18 protein-coding genes are annotated in these 18,163 nt (G+C 62.7%); 8 read left to right on the top strand and 10 right to left on the bottom strand.

Going from position 1 to position 18,163, the window contains the following annotated elements:
* Positions 1–39: 39 nt before the first annotated feature.
* The 8 genes from PV773_RS15055 to PV773_RS15090 form a co-directional block, all read right to left on the bottom strand.
* The gene (locus tag PV773_RS15055) at positions 40–966 is read right to left on the bottom strand and encodes an ABC transporter permease (RefSeq protein ID WP_347967132.1); all 927 of its coding nucleotides are present in this window, start codon (positions 964–966) and stop codon (positions 40–42) included.
* Positions 959–1,966, bottom strand: a complete 1,008-nt coding sequence (locus tag PV773_RS15060) for an ABC transporter permease (RefSeq protein ID WP_347967133.1) — start codon at positions 1,964–1,966, stop codon at positions 959–961. Before PV773_RS15060 ends, PV773_RS15055 begins: the two co-directional genes overlap by 8 nt.
* A gap of 81 nt (positions 1,967–2,047) precedes the next feature.
* Positions 2,048–3,763, bottom strand: coding sequence for a peptide ABC transporter substrate-binding protein (locus PV773_RS15065; RefSeq protein ID WP_347967134.1), 1,716 nt, complete (start codon positions 3,761–3,763; stop codon positions 2,048–2,050).
* On the bottom strand, positions 3,760–4,818 hold the full coding sequence (locus PV773_RS15070) for a dipeptide ABC transporter ATP-binding protein (protein ID WP_347967135.1): 1,059 nt from the start codon (positions 4,816–4,818) through the stop codon (positions 3,760–3,762). The genes PV773_RS15065 and PV773_RS15070 overlap by 4 nt, the downstream gene beginning before the upstream one ends.
* A complete protein-coding gene (locus PV773_RS15075; protein ID WP_347967136.1) occupies positions 4,811–5,821 on the bottom strand; it encodes an ABC transporter ATP-binding protein in 1,011 nt (336 codons plus the stop codon). Before PV773_RS15075 ends, PV773_RS15070 begins: the two co-directional genes overlap by 8 nt.
* A 404-nt stretch (positions 5,822–6,225) precedes the next feature.
* Entirely contained in the window at positions 6,226–8,208 is a 1,983-nt protein-coding gene (locus tag PV773_RS15080) for an EAL domain-containing protein (RefSeq protein WP_347967137.1), read from the bottom strand.
* Positions 8,205–8,747 (bottom strand): heme NO-binding domain-containing protein, encoded by a 543-nt coding sequence (locus tag PV773_RS15085; RefSeq protein WP_347967138.1) that lies wholly within the window; start codon positions 8,745–8,747, stop codon positions 8,205–8,207. Before PV773_RS15085 ends, PV773_RS15080 begins: the two co-directional genes overlap by 4 nt.
* Complete coding sequence (locus tag PV773_RS15090) at positions 8,719–8,961, bottom strand: hypothetical protein (protein ID WP_347967139.1); 243 nt, start codon at positions 8,959–8,961, stop codon at positions 8,719–8,721. The genes PV773_RS15085 and PV773_RS15090 overlap by 29 nt, the downstream gene beginning before the upstream one ends.
* A 306-nt stretch (positions 8,962–9,267) precedes the next feature.
* On the opposite strand from PV773_RS15090, the gene PV773_RS15095 reads away from it, so the two are divergent.
* The 8 genes from PV773_RS15095 (at position 9,268) to PV773_RS15130 (ending at position 16,023) form a co-directional block, all read left to right on the top strand.
* Complete coding sequence (locus PV773_RS15095; protein ID WP_347967140.1) at positions 9,268–10,467, top strand: ABC transporter substrate-binding protein; 1,200 nt, start codon at positions 9,268–9,270, stop codon at positions 10,465–10,467.
* Positions 10,468–10,533: 66 nt separating this feature from the next.
* On the top strand, positions 10,534–11,400 hold the full coding sequence (locus PV773_RS15100; RefSeq protein ID WP_347967141.1) for a branched-chain amino acid ABC transporter permease: 867 nt from the start codon (positions 10,534–10,536) through the stop codon (positions 11,398–11,400).
* A gap of 3 nt (positions 11,401–11,403) precedes the next feature.
* On the top strand, positions 11,404–12,384 hold the full coding sequence (locus tag PV773_RS15105) for a branched-chain amino acid ABC transporter permease (RefSeq protein ID WP_347967142.1): 981 nt from the start codon (positions 11,404–11,406) through the stop codon (positions 12,382–12,384).
* A 3-nt stretch (positions 12,385–12,387) separates the two neighbouring features.
* On the top strand, positions 12,388–13,167 hold the full coding sequence (locus PV773_RS15110) for an ABC transporter ATP-binding protein (RefSeq protein WP_347967143.1): 780 nt from the start codon (positions 12,388–12,390) through the stop codon (positions 13,165–13,167).
* Between the two features lie 2 nt (positions 13,168–13,169).
* Complete coding sequence (locus tag PV773_RS15115) at positions 13,170–13,892, top strand: ABC transporter ATP-binding protein (protein WP_347967144.1); 723 nt, start codon at positions 13,170–13,172, stop codon at positions 13,890–13,892.
* A gap of 11 nt (positions 13,893–13,903) precedes the next feature.
* Complete coding sequence (locus PV773_RS15120; protein WP_347967220.1) at positions 13,904–14,644, top strand: aspartate/glutamate racemase family protein; 741 nt, start codon at positions 13,904–13,906, stop codon at positions 14,642–14,644.
* A 107-nt stretch (positions 14,645–14,751) separates the two neighbouring features.
* On the top strand, positions 14,752–15,456 hold the full coding sequence (locus tag PV773_RS15125; RefSeq protein ID WP_347967221.1) for a GntR family transcriptional regulator: 705 nt from the start codon (positions 14,752–14,754) through the stop codon (positions 15,454–15,456).
* A 189-nt stretch (positions 15,457–15,645) separates the two neighbouring features.
* Positions 15,646–16,023 carry a YbhB/YbcL family Raf kinase inhibitor-like protein gene (locus PV773_RS15130; protein WP_347967145.1) on the top strand — a complete coding sequence of 126 codons (378 nt, stop codon included), beginning with the start codon at positions 15,646–15,648 and terminating at the stop codon, positions 16,021–16,023.
* Positions 16,024–16,207: 184 nt separating this feature from the next.
* Here PV773_RS15130 and PV773_RS15135 read toward each other — a convergent pair whose 3' ends face one another.
* Together PV773_RS15135 and PV773_RS15140 are read right to left on the bottom strand one after the other, a co-directional pair.
* Positions 16,208–17,341, bottom strand: a complete 1,134-nt coding sequence (locus tag PV773_RS15135; protein ID WP_347967146.1) for an aminomethyltransferase family protein — start codon at positions 17,339–17,341, stop codon at positions 16,208–16,210.
* Between the two features lie 204 nt (positions 17,342–17,545).
* Positions 17,546–18,163 (bottom strand): HupE/UreJ family protein, encoded by a 618-nt coding sequence (locus PV773_RS15140; protein ID WP_347967147.1) that lies wholly within the window; start codon positions 18,161–18,163, stop codon positions 17,546–17,548.

An 18,163-nucleotide genomic window follows, 5' to 3' on the forward strand; every position in this document is an offset into this window, starting at 1 on the left:
CAGCGTCGCAGCGACTTACCCGCGCAACAGGGCCCCTCCCTACCGTCCCCTGATCCGCGGATCGAGCGCATCGCGCAGGCCGTCGCCGATGTAGTTGACGCTGAGGACGGTCAGCGAGATGGCGAGGCCCGGCCAGAGCACGCGCTGGGGATAGAGCTGCATGTACTCCACCCCCTCGAACAGCAGCCGCCCCCAGGTCGGAAAATCGGGCGGGAAGCCGAGGCCGAGGAAGCTGAGCGCCGATTCGGTGATGATGGCGCTGGCGATGCCCAGCGTCGCCGCGACCATCACCGGCGAGATCACGTTGGGCAGGATGTGCCGCAGGATCATGCGGTGCGGCGGCGTGCCGATGGAGCGCGCGGCGAGCACGAATTCCCGCTCCTTCAGGGCCAGCACCTCGCCGCGGACGATGCGCGCCGCCTGCATCCAGGAGGTCGCGCCGATGGCGCTGACGATGAGCACGAAGGTCCCGGTCTCGGGCCCGAGCGCCCTCGCCAGCGCATCGCGGAAGAGGAAGACCATGACCAGCAGCAGCGGCAGCAGCGGCAGGGCGAGGACGAGGTCGGTGAGCCGCATCAACGGCCCGTCGAGCCGCTTGAACAGGCCCGCCAGAACCCCGACTGTGGTGCCGAGAAAGACCGCGATCGACATGGCGACGAGGCCCACGGCGATCGAGACCTGGCCGCCCGCCATCACCCGCGCCAGCATGTCGCGTCCGAGCTGGTCGGTACCGAGCGGCCATTCGAACGAGGGTGGCTTGTTCCTGGTCATGATCATCTTGGCCGCGTCGGGGTTGACGTAGGTCGGATCGACCGCCCAGACGAACGGCCCGACGGTGACGAAGGCAATCAGCGCGAGGAAGACGAACATCCCGCCGAGCGCGCCGCCGTGGGTCTTGAACTGCAACCAGACGTCGCGCCAGTGGCTGCGCGGCTTTTCGACGAGGGTGGCTGCGGCGTCAGTCATAGCGGATCCTCGGGTCAAGGATGCCGTAGAGGATGTCGGCAACCAGATTGAAGAACACGATCAGCACGGCGAAGATGAAGGTAAGCGTCTGGACCGTGGGCAGGTCGCTGGCATTGATCGCGCCGATCAGCGCGGTGCCGAGCCCGTTCACCTTGAACACCTGTTCGGCGATGATGGCGCCGCCGAAGATCGTCGGGATGCCGAGGGCGATCACCGTCACCACCGGAATGAGGCTGTTCCTGAGAACATGCTTCAGCACCACCACCCGCTCGCCCATGCCCTTGGCGCGCGCGGTGCGGACGTAGTCCTGCCCGAGGTTCTCGAGCATGGAGGAGCGCATGTAGCGGCTGATCTCGGTGGCGTTGTGCAGCGCCAGCACGGTGACCGGCAGGGCCATCTGCATGACCTGCTTCTTGAAGGAGGCCCAGTCGGTCACCTGCAGCGTCGTGTCGTAGATCGAGGGGAACCAGCCGAGATTGACCGAGAAGACGATGATCAGAAGCACGCCGGTGAAGAAGGTAGGAACCGAAGAGCCCACCATGGCGACGAAGGTGCCGAGCTGGTCGAACCAGGAATATTGCCGGTAGGCCGAATAGATGCCGATGGGAAGCGCGATGAGGATGCCTAAGACATAGGCGGTGCCGATCACCATCATGGTCTGGGGCAGGCGCTGGCCGATGATGTCGAACACCGGCGTGCGGCTCTGCCAGGAAAGGACGCGCTGGGCATCGCCCGCGAGGTTAGACCCCAGCCAGCCGTCGATGACATAGGCGGGCTCGATCAGGAAGAACTGCCTGAGCCACAGCAGGTAGCGAACGACGACGGGCTCGTTCGCGCCCATGGCTTGCATCATCCTTTCCCGCACCTCTGGCGGCACGGTCCGGGGAATCTCCGACATCGGACTGCCGGGCGCCAGATCGACCAGGAGGAAGATCACGAGGCTGATCAGCAGAAGCGTCGGGATGGCAAGCAACAGCCTGCGGATCACAAAAGTCAGCATGGTCGTCGGCAGTCCAGGGGGGTGCGGCGGTCTGGTTGCGTCGGCGGGGCGGGACCGTCCGGCCCCGCCCCGCCCGTCACATCACTTGATGCGGTACCAGTCGGACACGTTCCACAGCTCGCTGTCCCAGGCGTTGAGGACCACACCGCCCAGCGTCTTGGCCTTGGCCGAAAGGCGGGCGCGATCGACCAGCGGAATGCTCACATAGCCGTCCTTGGTCAGCATGTTGTTCATGGAAATGACGATCTTGGCGCGCTCGTTCATGTCGCTGGTCTTCGACAGCTGCGTCAGCAGCTCCTCGTAGCGCGGGTCGCACAGGCGGTTGATGTTGGTGCCCCGCCAGCCGTTGCCCGGTCCCGGGATGTTGCCGCAGACATATTGCGCCAGATAGGATTCGGGATCGGTGCCGTCGTAGTCGAGAGTGTCCAGCTGGGCCTCGGCGTAGAACCTCTGGTAGGTGTCGGGCGTGCCCGGATCGCCGCCGAAGAAGACGCTGGGCTCGATGGCCTTCAGCTCCGCCTCGACCCCGATCTGGCTCCACCAGCCCTTGACCAGCGCCTGGAAGTCCTGGCGCACGGCATTGACCGAGGTCTGGAACAGCAGCGAGAGCTTCTTGCCGTCCTTGTCGCGGATGCCGTCGCCGTTGCTGTCGGTCCAGCCGGCCTGGTCGAGCAGCGCCTTGGCGCCCTCGACGTCCTGCACGAGGCAATCCGTGTTCGGGCTGGCATAGATCGCCGGCGCGGGGATCACGTTGCAGGTCGGCCGGCCCGCCGCGCCATATCCGACCTCGACCAGCAGCTTGCGGTCGATGGCCATGGACAGCGCCTTGCGCACGCGGACGTCCGACAGGATCGGATGCGGGTTCTTGATCGTCGAGCGCTCGCCCTCGGGCAGGTCGGGCGAGGGATCGGTCAGGTTCAGTTCGATTCGCTCGACATTGTTGCTGAAGGCCGAGATCAGCTCGCCCTTGCCGCCGGCTGCCATCTGGGCCTGGAACTCGGGGTTGATCTGGGTGTTCCAGGCATAGTCGAATTCGCCCGTCTCCAGCACCGCGCGGGCCGACGCCCTGGCATCGCCGCCGCCCTTGAGCGTCACGGTGGCGAAGGCGGGCTTCGCCGGGTCGCGGTAGTTCGGGTTGGCGGCCAGCTGCACGACGTCGTTGACCTTGAAGTCGGTGACGGTGAAGGGGCCGGTGCCGATGGGCCTGGTGTTCTGCTCGGTACAGGCCTGGGCCGCGGCACCCGTGCAGGCCGCGAACTGCGCCTTCTGCAGGACGGGCGAGGCCGCGCCGACGAAGGCATTGAAGGGATTGGGCTTCGGCGCGGTGAAGGTGATCTTGATCGTCTGCGGGTCGACGGCTTCGACGGTCTTGATCCCGGTGAAGCGCGCGGCCTGCGAGCAGCCCATGTCGGCGTTGGTGCAATATTCATAGGTGAAGACCGCATCGGCGGCGGTGACGGGCGTTCCGTCGGACCACACCAGCCCCGGGGTCAGCTTCCAGGTGATGGTGGTGAGGTCCTTCGAGATGCCGCCGTTCTCGATCGAGGGGATCTCGCTCACCAGGCGCGGGATCAGGTCGCCCTTTTCGTTGAAGCCGGCGAGCGGCTCGATGACGAGGCTGGCCCCGTGCACATCCTTGGTGCCCGAGGACATGTAGGGGTTCATGACCGACACGGCCTGGAAGTAGAGAATGTTCACGTTGCCGTCGGTGGCGCGCTGGGCAAGGGCGGCGGGCGCGAGGCCGATTAGGGCCGTTGCCGCCGCTGTTGTCCCGAGTAGGGCCGTTCTGATGTTCATTGGTTTCCTCCCTGTAGGTTGTGCTCGTTGGCCTTGGTCGCGCCGGTTGATCCGGCGGATTTCGTTACGCGGTGGCAGGCGACGAAGCGCCCGGGTGCCACCTCTGAGAGCCGGGGCGCGACGCCATGGCAGCGCTCCTGCGCTTCGGGACAGCGGGTGCAGAAAGTGCAGCCCTTCGGCGGATTGGCGGGCGAAGGGACGTCGCCCTTCAGGATGATGCGCTGGCGGGCGCTCTCGCGGCTCGGGTCGGGCTCGGGCACGGCGGAGAGAAGTGCCTTGGCATAGGGGTGCAGCGGCTCGGAATAGAGCGCCTCGCGCGGCGAAAGCTCGGCGATCTGGCCGAGATACATCACCGCCACCCGGTCGGCGATGTGGCGCACCATCGACAGATCGTGACTGATGAACAGGTAGGTGAGCCCGAACTTGTCCTGCAGGTCTTCGAGCAGGTTCACCACCTGCGCCTGGATCGAGACGTCGAGGGCTGCGATCGGCTCGTCGCAGACGACGAACTTCGGATTGAGCGCAAGCGCCCTGGCAATGCCGATCCTTTGCCGCTGTCCGCCCGAGAACTCGTGCGGATAGCGGTTGGCGAAGCGGCGGTTCAGGCCCACCGCATCCATGAGCTCGTAGATGCGGGCAAGTTTGTCGTCGCGGCTGAGCGCCGTGTGCTCGTCCAGCGGCTCGCCGATGATGGCGGCGACGGTCATGCGCGGGTTGAGGCTCGCCTGCGGGTCCTGGAAGACCATCTGCATCATGGGCCGGGCCTTGCGCAGCTCCGAAGGCGAAAGCGTGGCCACGTCCACTCCGCCGATGGTCACCTGACCGCTGGTGATCTCGCAAAGCCGCAGCAGCGCCCGCCCCACGGTGGATTTGCCACAGCCCGTTTCCCCGACGAGGCCGAGCGTCTCGCCTTCCATGATGTCGAAGGAAACGCCGTCCACCGCCTTCACGTCGCCGGTGTGGCGGCGGAAGACGCCGGTATGGATCGGGAAGTACATCTTCAGGTCGCGAACCTGAACCAGGGGCTTCGCCGCGGGGCCGGTCGCATCAAGCATCGGCGGTTTCCGGATTCCAGTGGCAGGCGACGTCGTGGCCGTGATCGAGCGGCTTGTCGTCGAGTGGGCGGCGAGCCGGATTTTCCGTCGCGCAGCGGGCGAAGGCATGGGAGCAGCGGCTGCGGAAGGGACAGGCCGAGGGGGCTGCGCCAAGCATCGGCGGCTGCCCGTCGATCACCTGGAGGCGCGCGGCGCGCGCGCCCGATAGCGTGGGAACGGCCTTGAGCAGCGCCCGCGTGTAGGGATGGCGCGGATTGCGGAAAAGTTCCTTGACCGGCGCCTGTTCCACCACCTGGCCGCCATACATGACCATCACCCGGTCGGCGATCCCGGCGATGACGCCGAGATCATGGGTGATCCAGACGATGGCCATGCCGAGCTTCCGGCGCAGTTCCGCCACCAGCTCGAGGATCTGCGCCTGGATCGTGACGTCGAGGGCCGTGGTCGGCTCGTCGGCGATCAGCACCTCCGGGTCGCAGGCAAGCGCCATTGCGATCATCACCCGCTGGCGCATCCCGCCCGAGAACTGGTGCGGATAGTTCTTCAGCCGCCTCTCGGCATCGGGGATGCCAACGAGCACCAGGAGCTCGGCCGCGCGCCGCCTCGCGTCGGCCTTGCTCATTCCCATGTGGCGGCGCAGGGGCTCCATGATCTGGTCGCCCACGGTGAGGACCGGGTTGAGGCTGGTCATCGGGTCCTGGAAGACGAAACCCACCCGCGCGCCCCGCACGCGCCGCAGCTCGACGGGCGAGAGTTTCAGGATGTCCTTGCCGCCGAGCAGGACCTCGCCCGAGCGCACCTCGGCCGGGGGCGACGGCAGGAGGCCGATCAGCGACATCATCGTGACCGACTTGCCTGAACCGCTTTCTCCGACGACGCCCAGCAGCTCGCCGGGCTTCAGATGAAAGCTGACCTTGTTGACGGCATGGATGTCTCCGCCTCTTGTGCAAAAGACGGTCTCAAGCCCTCGAACATCGAGGACGGCCTGCGCCCGATCGGGCATATGATATTCCCCTAGTATTTTGTTTTTATTGTTATTGCAGTTCTAGCATCCTTTGCGATCGGCAAATCGCGAAGGTGCGTGCTGATTTTTGCGAATCCTTATCCGGTTTTACTCAGGCATTGACAACAATTAAATGTGAATAACCTTCCAGTAATCTCAATCTGGACTCTGCAGCAAAAATAATATGGGTAGATTGGCCTTGTTGCGTACTTGGCGAACGCTCGCGCGAACTCAGTGCGGGCGAACGGTTTTTTTCGTGCCGGGTGCAGCGAGGCGGTTCGGCAGTGGGCTACGCACGCGGGTTCGGCATCCTGCCGCCCACGGTCGCCGGCATGATAGGTTCGCCGAACAAATTGAGGCGCCCGTTCGGGATAGCGGTGCGTACGCCCCGCAGCTTGCAGGCGTCAGTCTATTAGACTTCTAATCAGCTGGCTGGTTGACTCGCCATCGAGGGGACGGGCGAAGTAGTACCCTTGCGCAAAACCGCACCCCATCTGGCGCAGTTGGTCGACGTGGCCTTCCGTCTCCGCGCCTTCGGCCACCACTTCGATGCGCAAGTTCTTCGCCAGATCGAGGATGGTCTGGATGAGTTCGCGCCCGCCAGACCGTTGATGCAGTGCGTTGACGAACGAACGATCGATCTTCAAGGCATCGAGGGGCAACTGATGCAAGTAGCTCAGCGACGAATAGCCGGTGCCAAAATCGTCGATGCTGACGCGAACACCGACCTCGCGCAGGCGCTGAAGCAATTGGAAGGTGCGTTCGGGATCTTTGATCGTGACGCTTTCGGTAATCTCCAGGCAAATTGTATCGGGACGCACGCCTGTGTCCTCGAGCGCCGACACGACCTGTTCGAAAAAGTCGGTCTGGTGGAACTGGCGAGGCGAGACATTGACACTCATCGTCAGTGGTTTCGGTCGCGGATGCTCGTCCTGCCATGCCTTGGCAGTGGCGAACGCTTCACGCATGACCCAGTTGCCCAGATAGACGATGAGACCTGTTTCCTCCGCGACACCGATGAACTCGGAAGGCGGAACCAACTCGTCACCGCGCCGCCAGCGCACCAGCGCCTCGAAGCCAACAATGCCCCGGGACTCCAGCGCAAAGATTGGTTGATAGTGCAGCTCGAACTCTCGCTTTCGCAACGCGCCGCGCAAATCGCTCTCGAGGGAAAGACGTCGCATGGCGATTTCATGAAGGCTTTGGTCAAAGACCGCTACGCGCGCTCGGCCATCGGATTTCGCTCTGTACATAGCGAGATCGGCGTCGCGCAAGACGTCCGCGGGGCACTCATATTCTGTCTCGCTCGTGGCAATTCCGATACTCGCCGACGTGTAGATATCCTGCCCGTCGAGCGTGATTGGATATCGAAGTGCATCCTGCAAACGCTTTGCTATCTCGATACTGATTGCAGTGCTGCTCAGCTCTTCCATCAGGACGGTGAACTCGTCACCGCCAAGACGTGCGAGCGTCGGCAAGACGTCAACCTCCCCGCACTCTGCCGCCTTGGCCAGTACGCTGGAAAACCGTCCGGCGATCTCGATCAAAAGCGCATCGCCGGCGGCATGTCCAAGGCTGTCGTTGACGAGCTTGAAGCGATCGAGATCGATGAACAGAACGGCGAAACCTGTCGCTGGCCGGCGCCGATGCGCAGCCACGGCGCGATCCAATCGGTCGCTGAAGAGAAGCCGATTTGGCAGGCCGGTCAGAGGGTCGTGAGAGGCGTCGTAGATCAGCTGATCTTCGGCCCGCTTGCGCTCGATCACCCGACCGAGTTGCGTCCCGATCTGGCCCATGACGCCGAGCAGCGACTCGTTCGGCTCCAATATGTCGCCGAAGAAAAATTCCATCACGGCAACAATGTCATTTCCGACCAGCACCGGAAAAGCGAAGGCCGCGTGCAGATCGCAGGCCTTTGCCGTGGAGGCACGCGGACATCCCGGATCTTGCGGAAAGTCGGCAATCCAGACCGCCTTCCCCGTCTCCAGTACGCGACCCGGGAGCCCCTCGCCGGCGTGGAACATGGTTCGACTTGCGACAAACTGGCCCAGCCCGTCGGGATCGTCGGCATGCCAGAGCCGCGTCGGGACCAGCCGCGGCACGTCACCGTCGGCAAGCAGATAGATGCCTCCGAAATGGCAGCCCACGTGTTGACAAATCGCTTCCACCGCAAAGCGCAAGGTCTCGTCGACCGATGCGCTTTGGTTGGCCTTTGTCGCAATCATCTCGAGGAGAACGAGCTGATGATATCGCTCGCTCAGGCCCCTTTCGGCGATTGCTTCGGCTTCCAGGCGGGCCACACGCTCGCGTTGCAGCCGGTTTTCGAGCTTCAGAATTCGTAAGTTGAGTTCGACAACCGGGTCGACGACCTGGGCAGCTTCGCTCACTGGACCCATCGAATTTCGAGCAGGCATTTGTCCGCGCCGTCGTTCATGCAGGTATGGTGCTTGATGTCTACTTCTTCGCAGAAGATCTTTGCCGCCCCATGGATGAAGCCATGTGCGAGATCACACATCTTTCTCGAGGATTCGTACCCCATCAGCACCACTCCATCTTCTTCGCGTTCGCGCAGATGGAAGAATGGGCAGTTGGCGCCGGAATAGAGCTTGCGGACCTCCGGATGGATGATGCTATTGACGCTGAGGACGAAGCTGCGCGCCGAAGAATGACCGGAGAACAAAGTCGGATAGCGCTCCTTCAGGACGGGCATCGCGCGCGCTCCGAACCAGCGCAGAACTTCCGCCCTGGTCATTGCAAATTTGGTCGCCGCGGCATCCACCAAAGCCACCATCTCCTCGTCGGAGTAATTCCCAAGCGAGGTGTAGGCACCCGAAACCCGCGAATCGTCGAGCAGGTCGTCCCACGCCTCCGGTCCGAACGCGCGCAGGACAACTTCTTCAAGGAGATTGAAAACCACGCCCTTCATCGAAGGCCCCCCTCGCGCTGAAAGCTACGATTTTGATTATTGGCAGGAATATTGAGCATTTGGTTAAGGCCGTTGTTGCATTGGACGCCACGAGCGCGGCATCTTTTGGCGACCAGGCGGCTTCTGAAATGATCGCCCACGCAAAAGCATTGCGATCAGGCAGCTTGTTCATAGATTTGACAAATCCAAGCTTCATAACGGTAAAGTCAAACAATAACTTTCGTTAATTTTAATGTTATTAATATATAGCCAGTTAATCTTTGAATTAATTTGAACCCGCCATCTCGTAAAACATTATTTTTATATCGATTAATGTTTCCAGTTCACCCCTTCCCTTCATCGCCATTCTTCGTGTAACCGACATCTACACTATCGTCATCACATGGCGATGCCGCCAGCACGGTTTTCATTTTTGTATACGATTCTGTTGACAATAATGTATTTAAGAGCTTCCCTAACGTAATCCGAGCCGCAAGGAATAGGGAGCAATGCGCCCGGATACGAAACAATGGGGAATGTCATGATCACCAGGCGTTCGACTTTGAAATCGTTGGCGCTCGGCGCCGTTTCGGTACTGGCGATTGCAGCCGGAAGCACGCTTTCGGCGCAGGCAGCAAACAAGGAGCTGAAGATAGGCTTCGTCGGCGTGACAAGTGGCGCCGCCGCAGCCTGGGGCACTTCGAACGTGCGCTCGATGCAGACGCGCGCCGATTGGCTCAACGAAAGCGGCGGCGTCAAGATTGGCGACGATAGCTATGATATCACCATCGTTACCTTCGACGACCAGAAGGACCCCAAACGGGCGATTGCCGGCATGGAGAAGATGGCCCAGGAAGGCATCCACTATGTCGTCGGCCCCAACGTCGACGATGGCGCGGCAGCGGTTCGGCCGGTGGCTGAATCCAAGGGGATCATCTATTTCCCCTATGCCTTTCCCAAGTCGCTTTATGTCGCGCCGGCCTCCAACGCGGTTCTCGGCATGGTGGCCAACTATCAGTCCGGCCCGGCAATCTACAAATATCTGATGGAGAACAAGGGTGTTAAGAAGATCGCCTTTGTCGCCGCCAATGAATCTGATCCGCTCAGCCAGCGCGATAGCGGCGTAGCCGCAGCGAAGGCACTCGGCCTCGAGGTGGTGGCCGAGACCGATACTTACCAGAACGACACGCGCGACTTCACGCCGGTGCTGACGCCTATCGTACAGTTGAAGCCGGATCTGCTGGTACTTTCCGGCGTGGCCCCGGCCAATGCGCCGCTGCTCATCCGCGCGGCGCGCGAGCTCGGCTACGAAGGCCTGCTGTCGGCTGAAACGGCGCAGGATGCGACGGTGCTTCAAGAAGGCGCGGGCGAACTCGCCAACGGCTTCATCTCGGTCGGCGGCGCCTCGACGCCTGAGATCCGCACGCCCGCGATGGAGGAATTCATCGATCGCTACACCAAGAAGTTCGGCGAGTACAACGACGAGTCCAACACCAAGGTCTATGCGCTCGAATACATCATCGAGACACTCAAGGCGAACCCCAAGGCGATAGACGACATCGAAGAGTTCAAAAAGACCATGGACACGTTCTCGGCACCCAACCCCTACGCAAAGGACGGCACGCTGAAATATGTCGGCATGACCTCGTTCGGCCAGAAACGGCAGGTTTCGGTTCCGATGGTCGTCACCGAGTTCCAGGACGGCGCTTTCAAGACGCTGTTCGTCGGCGAGGTGGACTGACCTTCCCGGAACTCCATCAGGGGTTCGGGAGCGATCCCGGACCTCCTGCCGACCGGATCTGCCGCCATGGAACAGATAATCGCCAACGGATTCTACCTCGGCGCCCAATACGCCCTGGTCGCGCTCGGCCTGACGCTGATCTTCGCGCTGATGAACGTGCTCAATTTCGCCCATGGACAGATGTACGTCCTGGGCGGATTCGTCACCTATTCCATCTACGGTCAGTTCAAGCTGCCCTTCTCGGTCGCGCTCATCTGCTCAGGCCTGACGCTCGCGGTCATCGGCGCGCTGATGGAGAAATTCCTTTTCCGCACGGTCATAAGACGCAGCAAGCGTGAGGAAAGCACGATGCTGCTGGCCGCGGCCACGGCGTTTTTCCTCGACGCCGTCATCCTCCTGCTCTTTGGCGAGAAACAGCGCGGCGTTCCCAAGATCGTCAGCGGCGTCTTCGTTTCCGAGGGTTTGATCATGCCCTACGACCGCGTGGTCGTCGGCCTGGTCGCCATCCTGATGATCGCCGCCTTCATGCTCTATATGCAGTATAGCAAGCCCGGCCGCGCGATGCGGGCGTTGGCCCAGGATCGTATTGCCGCCCAGCTCATGGGCGTGAAGGTCGACCGCTACACGATGATCGGCTTCGCGCTGGGCGCCATGCTTGCCGGTATCGTCGGCGGCCTGCTGGTCAGCATCACCGGCGTCAATTCCGGCATCGGCGGTCCGATCTCCATCAAGGCATTCCTCATGGTGATGATCGGTGGCGCCGGCGTGGTCGGCGGCGCGATCGCGGGCGGTTTCATCCTTGGCATGATGGAGTCGGTCGGACTTAGCGTGCTGCGCGAATATGGCGACGTCACCTATCTGGTGATCTTCGCGCTGCTGATGGTCTTCCTCAGCATCCGCCCGAACGGGTTGATGGGCAAACCGTGGGGATGACGGATGACAACGACGCCAACCACCAGGATCATCTCGGCCGTCTTCTTCCTTCTGGCGCTGCTGGTCGGCGTACCGCTCCTCATCAGCGCAACCGGTCGGACCGATCTCTATTACACGCTGACTTCGGTTGCGCTCCTCAGCATCGCAAGCTCGGGCGTGTGGATTACCTTCTACATTGGCCGCATCAATATCGGCCAAGGCGCGTATGCTCTGATGGGCGGCTATGTCTCGGCCATCCTGGTGGTGGATTACGGCGTCTCGTTCTGGCTGACCTTGCCCTTGGCCGGCCTGTTTTGCGCCGCGGCCAGCGTGCTCATCGGGCTGCCCATCCTCAGGCTGCGCGGTGTCTATTTCGCCATGGTCACACTGGTGCTGACGGAGGTCGTGCGCCTGCTGGCGCTGGCCCTTCCGGTGACCAATGGCGCCAAGGGGATCGTGAGCATTCCGCTGCCGACCGGCATCGGCATCTTCGGTCTCACCCTCGTCCCCGATTTCGCGAGCCTCGCCAATCCGCGGCTCGCCTTCTACATCGTTGCCGTGCTGTTGATGGCGCTCTGCTTCCTGGGGCTCTATCGGCTGGTTCACTCCCGCGTGGGCCAGCTAAGCCAGTCGCTGCAGCAGAACGAGGAGCTTGCCTCCTCGATCGGCGTGAACATCGCCTATCTGCGTGTCATCGCTTATGCGATCTCTTCCTTCCTGGGCGGAGTCGGTGGCGCGATGTTCGCCGCCATCTCGCAGTCGATCTATCCGTCGAGCTTCACCGTCGCCGACTCGGTCAACTTCATGCTCAACTGCTTCCTCGGGGGGCTGGGCTATGTTCTCGGCCCGATGCTGGGAACGTTCGTGCTCTATTTCGGCTGGGACATGCTTTTCCAGACCGGTGAATACCAGCTCCTGATCTTCTCGACGGTGCTGATCGTTCTGATGCTGGTCCTGCCGAACGGCCTGCTCAGTCTGACGCTATCCGCCAGGAGGGGCGACTGAGCAATGGCCGACATCCTCGAGGTTGCCGGACTGACCAAGCGCTTTGGCGGGCTCGTCGCCGTCAGCGACGTGCGCTTCTCGGTTCGCGAGAGGGAAATACTCTCGGTCATCGGGCCGAACGGCGCCGGCAAGTCGACGCTGTTCAAGCTGATCGCCTCCTTCCTCAGGCCGACCGCCGGCGAAGTGCGCTTCAAGGGCGAGCGCATATCCGGGCTCGCACCGCACATCGTCGCCCGCAGGGGAGTGGTGCGAACCTTCCAGGAGACAACGATCTTCAGGAACATGAGCGTTCGCGACAACGTCGTGACGGCGCATCACTTACGCTCGCGCGCCAGCCTGGCCGGCTTCTATTTCGGCACCGCGACTGCCCGGCAGGACCTGGAGGCATTCGGCAATTCGGCGGACGAGATCCTTGCCTTCCTGGGGCTTGCATCCATGCGCCACGAAATCGCCAGCACCCTGCCGCACGGCCATCTCAGGGCGCTCGGCATCGCCATCGGTCTTGCCACCGGCCCGGCGGTGATCCTCCTCGACGAGCCGTTCGCCGGCATGAACCGTGATGAGACGAGGCGCGCCGTCGAGCTGGTGCGCAAGGTGCGCGAGCGCGGCATCACCGTCCTTCTGGTCGAGCACGACATGACGGCGGTGATGAACATCTCGGACCGCATCGTGGTGCTCAACTTCGGCCAGAAGATTGCCGAAGGGGTGCCGGCCGAAATCCAGCGCAACCCGAAGGTGATCGAGGCCTATCTCGGTGCCGAAGACGAATCGATCGGAAAGTAGCCATGGAGCCGCTGCTCAAATTCGACGACGTCGAACTCTACTACGACCACGTCTATGCGCTGAAGGGCGTATCGCTTGAGATCCACGAGGGCGAGACGGTGGCGCTGATCGGCGCCAACGGCGCGGGGAAGACGTCGATCCTGCGCGCCATCACCGGGCTCAAGAAATTGCGCAAGGGAGAAATCCGATACCGCGGCAAGCGCATAGACGGAACGTCGCCCGACGAGATCGTCCGCATGGGCATCTCCATGGTGCCGGAGGGCCGCCGCGTGTTCCCATTCATGACCGTCCGCGACAACCTTCTGATGGGCGCTTTCACGCGCAGCGACAAGGCGGAAATCCTGCGCAGCATCGACATGGTGCTGACGCGCTTCCCACGGCTAAGGGAGCGATACTCCCAGGCGGCCGGCACGATGAGTGGTGGCGAGCAGCAGATGCTGGTGATTGGCCGTGCGCTGATGGCAAGGCCGCGCCTGCTTCTGCTCGACGAGCCGTCGCTGGGCATAGCGCCCAAGCTGGTGCAGGACATCGCGCGCTCCATCATGGCGATCAATCGCGACGAGAAGGTCAGCGTGCTGCTGGTCGAACAGAACTCGCGCATGGCACTGCGCATCTCGCAGCGGGCCTATGCGCTGGCCACCGGCAGGGTGGCGCTCAGCGGCAACTCGGCGGACATGCTGGGCGACGAGCGGGTGAAGCAGCTTTATCTCGGCGGCGAAGTCTAGGCAGGATGAACATGCGTATCCTGGTGATAAATCCCAACACCACAGCCTCGATGACCGACAAGATCGGCAAGGCAGCCATGGCAGCCGCCTCGCCCGGGACTGAAATTGTCGCGGTCAATCCGAAGGATGGCCCGCCAAGCATCGAGGGCTATTTCGACGAGGTGTTTTCGGTGCCCGGCATCATCGCGGAGATGGCGAGAGCCGGCGACATGGATGCCTATGTGATCGCCTGCTTCGACGACACCGGGCTCGAGGCGGCGCGCAGTGCAGCGGTATCGCCCGTGATCGGCATCGGCGAGGCAGCGTTTCATCTGGCGACGCTTGTTGCCGGCAAGTTCAGTGTGGTCACGACGCTCGCGCGGTCGGTGCCGGCGATCGAGCACAATCTGGTCAAATACGGCCTGTCGGCGCGATGTGTCAGGGTAAGGGCCTCCGATGTCGCGGTCCTCGACCTGCAGCTTCCAAATTCAGAAGCGCGCCGCAAGATTTCGGCCGAGATCGGTCGAGCCATAACCGAAGACCGGGCAGAAGCTATCGTGCTCGGATGCGCCGGCATGACCGCGCTGGCAGACGAGCTGTCGCGGGAGCATGGGGTGCCGGTGCTCGACGGCGTCGCCTGTGCCGTTCGCCTGGCCGAGGCGGTGGCAGCGCTCGGGTTGAAGACGTCCAAGGCCGGTGGCTATGCCACGCCCCTGGTCAAGCCCTATGCAGGGTTGTTTGCGGTCCTGTCGCCGGGCGCTGGCAAGGCCTAAAGCTTCGTGTAACGGGATTGACCGCGCGGCACGCTTCATGAGATTCCGTGTTGGCAGGAGGATTGCGAGGGCGAGCGCCGATCCAAAGGCTCGCGGAAGCGGTGAACATGCTGACAATACTTCGCCCGGAAAACGATGCAGACAGGCCGGCCGCGCGCTGGTCGCCGATCTACCACGGTCTCAGGGATGCCATCGTCGGTCACCGCCTCGCTCCGGGCACGAAGCTGCCGGAGGACGAACTGGCTTCGATCTATTCGGTCAGCCGTACCGTCATTCGGGCAGCACTCCAGGCACTTGCGCATGACCGGCTGGTGCGGCTCGAGCCCAATCGAGGGGCTTTCGTCGCTCAGCCCTCGCCGAAGGAGGCGCGCGAGGTATTCGAGGCGCGCGCGCTGATCGAGCCTAAGGTCGCCGCACTCGCGGCGGAGGCGGCTGGGCCAGGGGACGTGATGCTGCTGCGCCGCCATCTCGAAAAGGAGCACGAAGCCCGCGATGAAGGCCGCGACAGCGAAGCGATCCTGCTGTCCGCGCGTTTCCATGTCGGTGTGGCCGAAATCGCCGATCACTCTGTCTTGACCGAGCTGGTTCGCGATCTGGTTTCGCATTCCTCCCTCATCATCGCCCTTTACTGGAAGCGTAGAGACACGACCTGCGAATGCCACGCACACCAGGCCTTGGTCGATGCCATTGAGGCGGGAGAGGCCAACCAGGCTGCAGCCCTGATGAACAGCCACCTGGTCGACCTGCTGTCCGGCCTGGATCTGGCCCGCGCCAGCAACAAGGCAGAAAGCCTGGCGAATATCCTGCGCTAACGCGGCCCATGCTCCTGCGACAGCAATTTTCGTACAATTGGTTGCCGTCGTTTTTCGGCGCCAGATGCGCCCTAATTGGCAGGGATAGCCCGTCGCCGCTGCTCGGCACCTGGCGCGAACCGGGACGGGCTGAACGCAGCACTGGCTTGTCCGGCCTTTGCGGCGACCGCAAGTACGATGGAGGAAGCAATGCGGCTAAGTTCAAGCAGTTTTGCAGACAGCGCGAAGATCCCTCGGCGCTTCACCTGCGAGGGTGAGGACCTTTCGCCGCCGTTCGACTGGACGAATGCTCCGAAAGAGGCACGCAGTTTCGCCATTTTCTGCGATGATCCGGATGCCCCGGCCGGATTTTGGCATCTTTGGGCAGCCTACGACATGGCGGCCGATCGCGCGGGGCTGGCCGAAGGTGCTGCCAGCCAGGCCGGCAAGGAAGGCTTCAAGCAGGCGATCAATGATTTCGGCAGGACTGGCTATGGCGGTCCTTGTCCACCCCATCGCCACGGCCCCCACCATTATCAATTTCCGGCTGCTCGCTCTGTCGGTAGATCGCCTGCCGCTGCACGGTAGTGCCTCATGCAAGGACGTAGAGCGAGAAGCACGCAAGCACCTTCTCTCGGAGGCAGACCTGGTCGGAGTGTGCGAGCGATGATCGTCACCCATGAGCGCCGGACTCGGGGCGCCACTACGACCTTGGCGGTTTCTCCCCTGCCGCTCGGGCGCCGCCGCTGCCGAACAGGCGGTGCTTCGGATTTTAGCCCTTTGCGGTACGCTTCTTCTTTTCCGGGTCATCGAAGGTCAACGTGTGAGCAATGGCGTTGGTCCTAAGCGACTTGCCGCGAACCTCCAGCTTCACCCCTTGCCTTGCACAGGGCACGTCGAGACGGGCGATGGCCATCGAACGTTTGGTCAGCCTGGAGTAGGACGGACAAGTTATGACACCGACCTGCTTGCCATCGGCCCAGACCTCGTCGCCGAGATAGGCCATCTGGTCGCCTTCGATCAGCATGCCGAAGATCTTGAACCGCTCCTGTCCCTTCTGCCGGTAGTGTTCCTCGGCGCCCCTGAAGCCGGTTTTCCCGGGCGACACGGTGAAATCGAGGCCGAGTTCCCACAGGCTGTCGCCAACCGGCTCCCCTGCGATCGGATACATCTGGGAATTGTCGTAGGGATAGAACAGCAGGCAGCTCTCGACACGCAGCAGGTCGAGCGTGCTGAAGCAGCATGGGATGATACCCATTTCCTTTCCTTCGGAAAGGATCGTATCCCAGACCAGCCGCGTATCCTGGCCGCGCACGAAGATTTCGTAGCCGCGCTCGCCGGTGTAGCCGGTACGGGAAATCGTCACGGGCGCGCCGAAAAGCGTGGTGTGAATGTGGTGGAAATAGTTGACGTCGCGAATTCCGGGCACGTGCCTAGCCAGGAAATCGACCGCCACCGGCCCTTGCAGCGACAGGTCGTGCAGGTCGTCGTCGAACAGCACGACGCAGTTGCGCCCCGCAGCCTGCTTGACGATTTCCTCATGCGCGGTGCCGGTGCCGGAGACCAGCATCCAGGAATTGGGGCCATTGCGGTAGAGCACGCAATCATCAGTCAGGTGGCCGCGCTCGTTGAGGATGGCTGCATAGACCGAACGGCCCGGCTGGATCTTGGCGACGCTGCGGGTGGTGATGTATTCGAGGATCGCAATCGCATGCGGCCCGATCAGGTGCGTCTTGCGCAACCCCGACACGTCCATCAGCCCGGCCTTGGTGCGGATCGCGACATGCTGGTCGTACGGGTCCGCGTCGTAGGTCCAGGCTGTCCCCATCCCACTCCAGTCCTCGAGATTGGAGCCCAAAGCGCGATGACGGTCAGCAAGGGCTGAGAAACGCCAGCTCAATGTCATTTTTTCCTCCAGTCATGTCTTGGCAAACAGCTTTCGTGCTGGCGCGGCAGAGGCAACCAGTGACGTCTTTCGCTCCCCCCTTTGAGAAGGAGCATGAGGTGTCTGGAAAAGTGGCCCGGCTCCTGCCTGGATCCTCGATGCTCTGGGCGCCTCGGGGGCGCAGGCGTGGCGGAGGGCGGCGCGGCCCTCCGCCAGGATCCGTGCTCAGCCGGCGAGGCTCGAAGCCAGCGCAACACCTGCTACGGCGATGCCGCCGCCACCTACCCTGAGCGCTGTGCGCCAGGACAGGCGCGCCACGAAGGTTGCCAGCGAGAAGCCGATCGCGTGCAGGACGGCGGTCGAAACGACAAATCCCAATCCGTAGAGCAAGGCATTGCTGGCGATCGGAAGTTCCTGGCCATGGGCAAAACCGTGGAGGCCGCCGAATGCGACCGTCATCGCAAAGGCCGCGCCAAAGGGCACCCGGTTGCCCAGCGCCACGATCGCGCCCAGCACAGCCACCGATCCGGCGATACCCATTTCGACGAAGGGAAGCGGAAACCCGGTCATACCGATGACCGCACCGGCGATCATGCCGATGACGAAACCTAGCGGCAGCCAGCGGAACACCGGCTCCTTGTCGGCATTTTGCCCGGCCCAGATGCCCACCCCGGCCATGGCCAGGATATGATCGAGACCGGAGAGCGGGTGCGAGAGCCCTGCCCCGAGGCCGCCGGCGCCGTGCAGGAAATGCGCGTAGCTCGGCATCGTCGATGCGGCATAGGCCACAGCGACGGCTGTTGCGAACCGCGTGATCTTTCGAGTGATTATCGTGTTCACCAT

Origin of the sequence: Mesorhizobium sp. CC13 (genome assembly GCF_039907765.1) — a bacterium.
Taxonomy (GTDB): Bacteria; Pseudomonadota; Alphaproteobacteria; order Rhizobiales; family Rhizobiaceae; genus Aminobacter.

Coding starts and splice junctions, on each gene's coding strand:
- PV773_RS15135 (WP_347967146.1), bottom strand. CDS start 17,341: ATGACATTGAGCTGGCGTTTCTCAGCCCTTGCTGACCGTCATCGCGCT.
- PV773_RS15130 (WP_347967145.1), top strand. CDS start 15,646: ATGCGGCTAAGTTCAAGCAGTTTTGCAGACAGCGCGAAGATCCCTCGG.
- PV773_RS15070 (WP_347967135.1), bottom strand. CDS start 4,818: ATGCTTGATGCGACCGGCCCCGCGGCGAAGCCCCTGGTTCAGGTTCGC.
- PV773_RS15105 (WP_347967142.1), top strand. CDS start 11,404: ATGACAACGACGCCAACCACCAGGATCATCTCGGCCGTCTTCTTCCTT.
- PV773_RS15095 (WP_347967140.1), top strand. CDS start 9,268: ATGATCACCAGGCGTTCGACTTTGAAATCGTTGGCGCTCGGCGCCGTT.
- PV773_RS15120 (WP_347967220.1), top strand. CDS start 13,904: ATGCGTATCCTGGTGATAAATCCCAACACCACAGCCTCGATGACCGAC.
- PV773_RS15110 (WP_347967143.1), top strand. CDS start 12,388: ATGGCCGACATCCTCGAGGTTGCCGGACTGACCAAGCGCTTTGGCGGG.
- PV773_RS15065 (WP_347967134.1), bottom strand. CDS start 3,763: ATGAACATCAGAACGGCCCTACTCGGGACAACAGCGGCGGCAACGGCC.
- PV773_RS15085 (WP_347967138.1), bottom strand. CDS start 8,747: ATGAAGGGCGTGGTTTTCAATCTCCTTGAAGAAGTTGTCCTGCGCGCG.
- PV773_RS15140 (WP_347967147.1), bottom strand. CDS start 18,163: ATGGTGAACACGATAATCACTCGAAAGATCACGCGGTTCGCAACAGCC.
- PV773_RS15060 (WP_347967133.1), bottom strand. CDS start 1,966: ATGCTGACTTTTGTGATCCGCAGGCTGTTGCTTGCCATCCCGACGCTT.
- PV773_RS15115 (WP_347967144.1), top strand. CDS start 13,170: ATGGAGCCGCTGCTCAAATTCGACGACGTCGAACTCTACTACGACCAC.
- PV773_RS15055 (WP_347967132.1), bottom strand. CDS start 966: ATGACTGACGCCGCAGCCACCCTCGTCGAAAAGCCGCGCAGCCACTGG.
- PV773_RS15075 (WP_347967136.1), bottom strand. CDS start 5,821: ATGCCCGATCGGGCGCAGGCCGTCCTCGATGTTCGAGGGCTTGAGACC.
- PV773_RS15100 (WP_347967141.1), top strand. CDS start 10,534: ATGGAACAGATAATCGCCAACGGATTCTACCTCGGCGCCCAATACGCC.
- PV773_RS15125 (WP_347967221.1), top strand. CDS start 14,752: ATGCTGACAATACTTCGCCCGGAAAACGATGCAGACAGGCCGGCCGCG.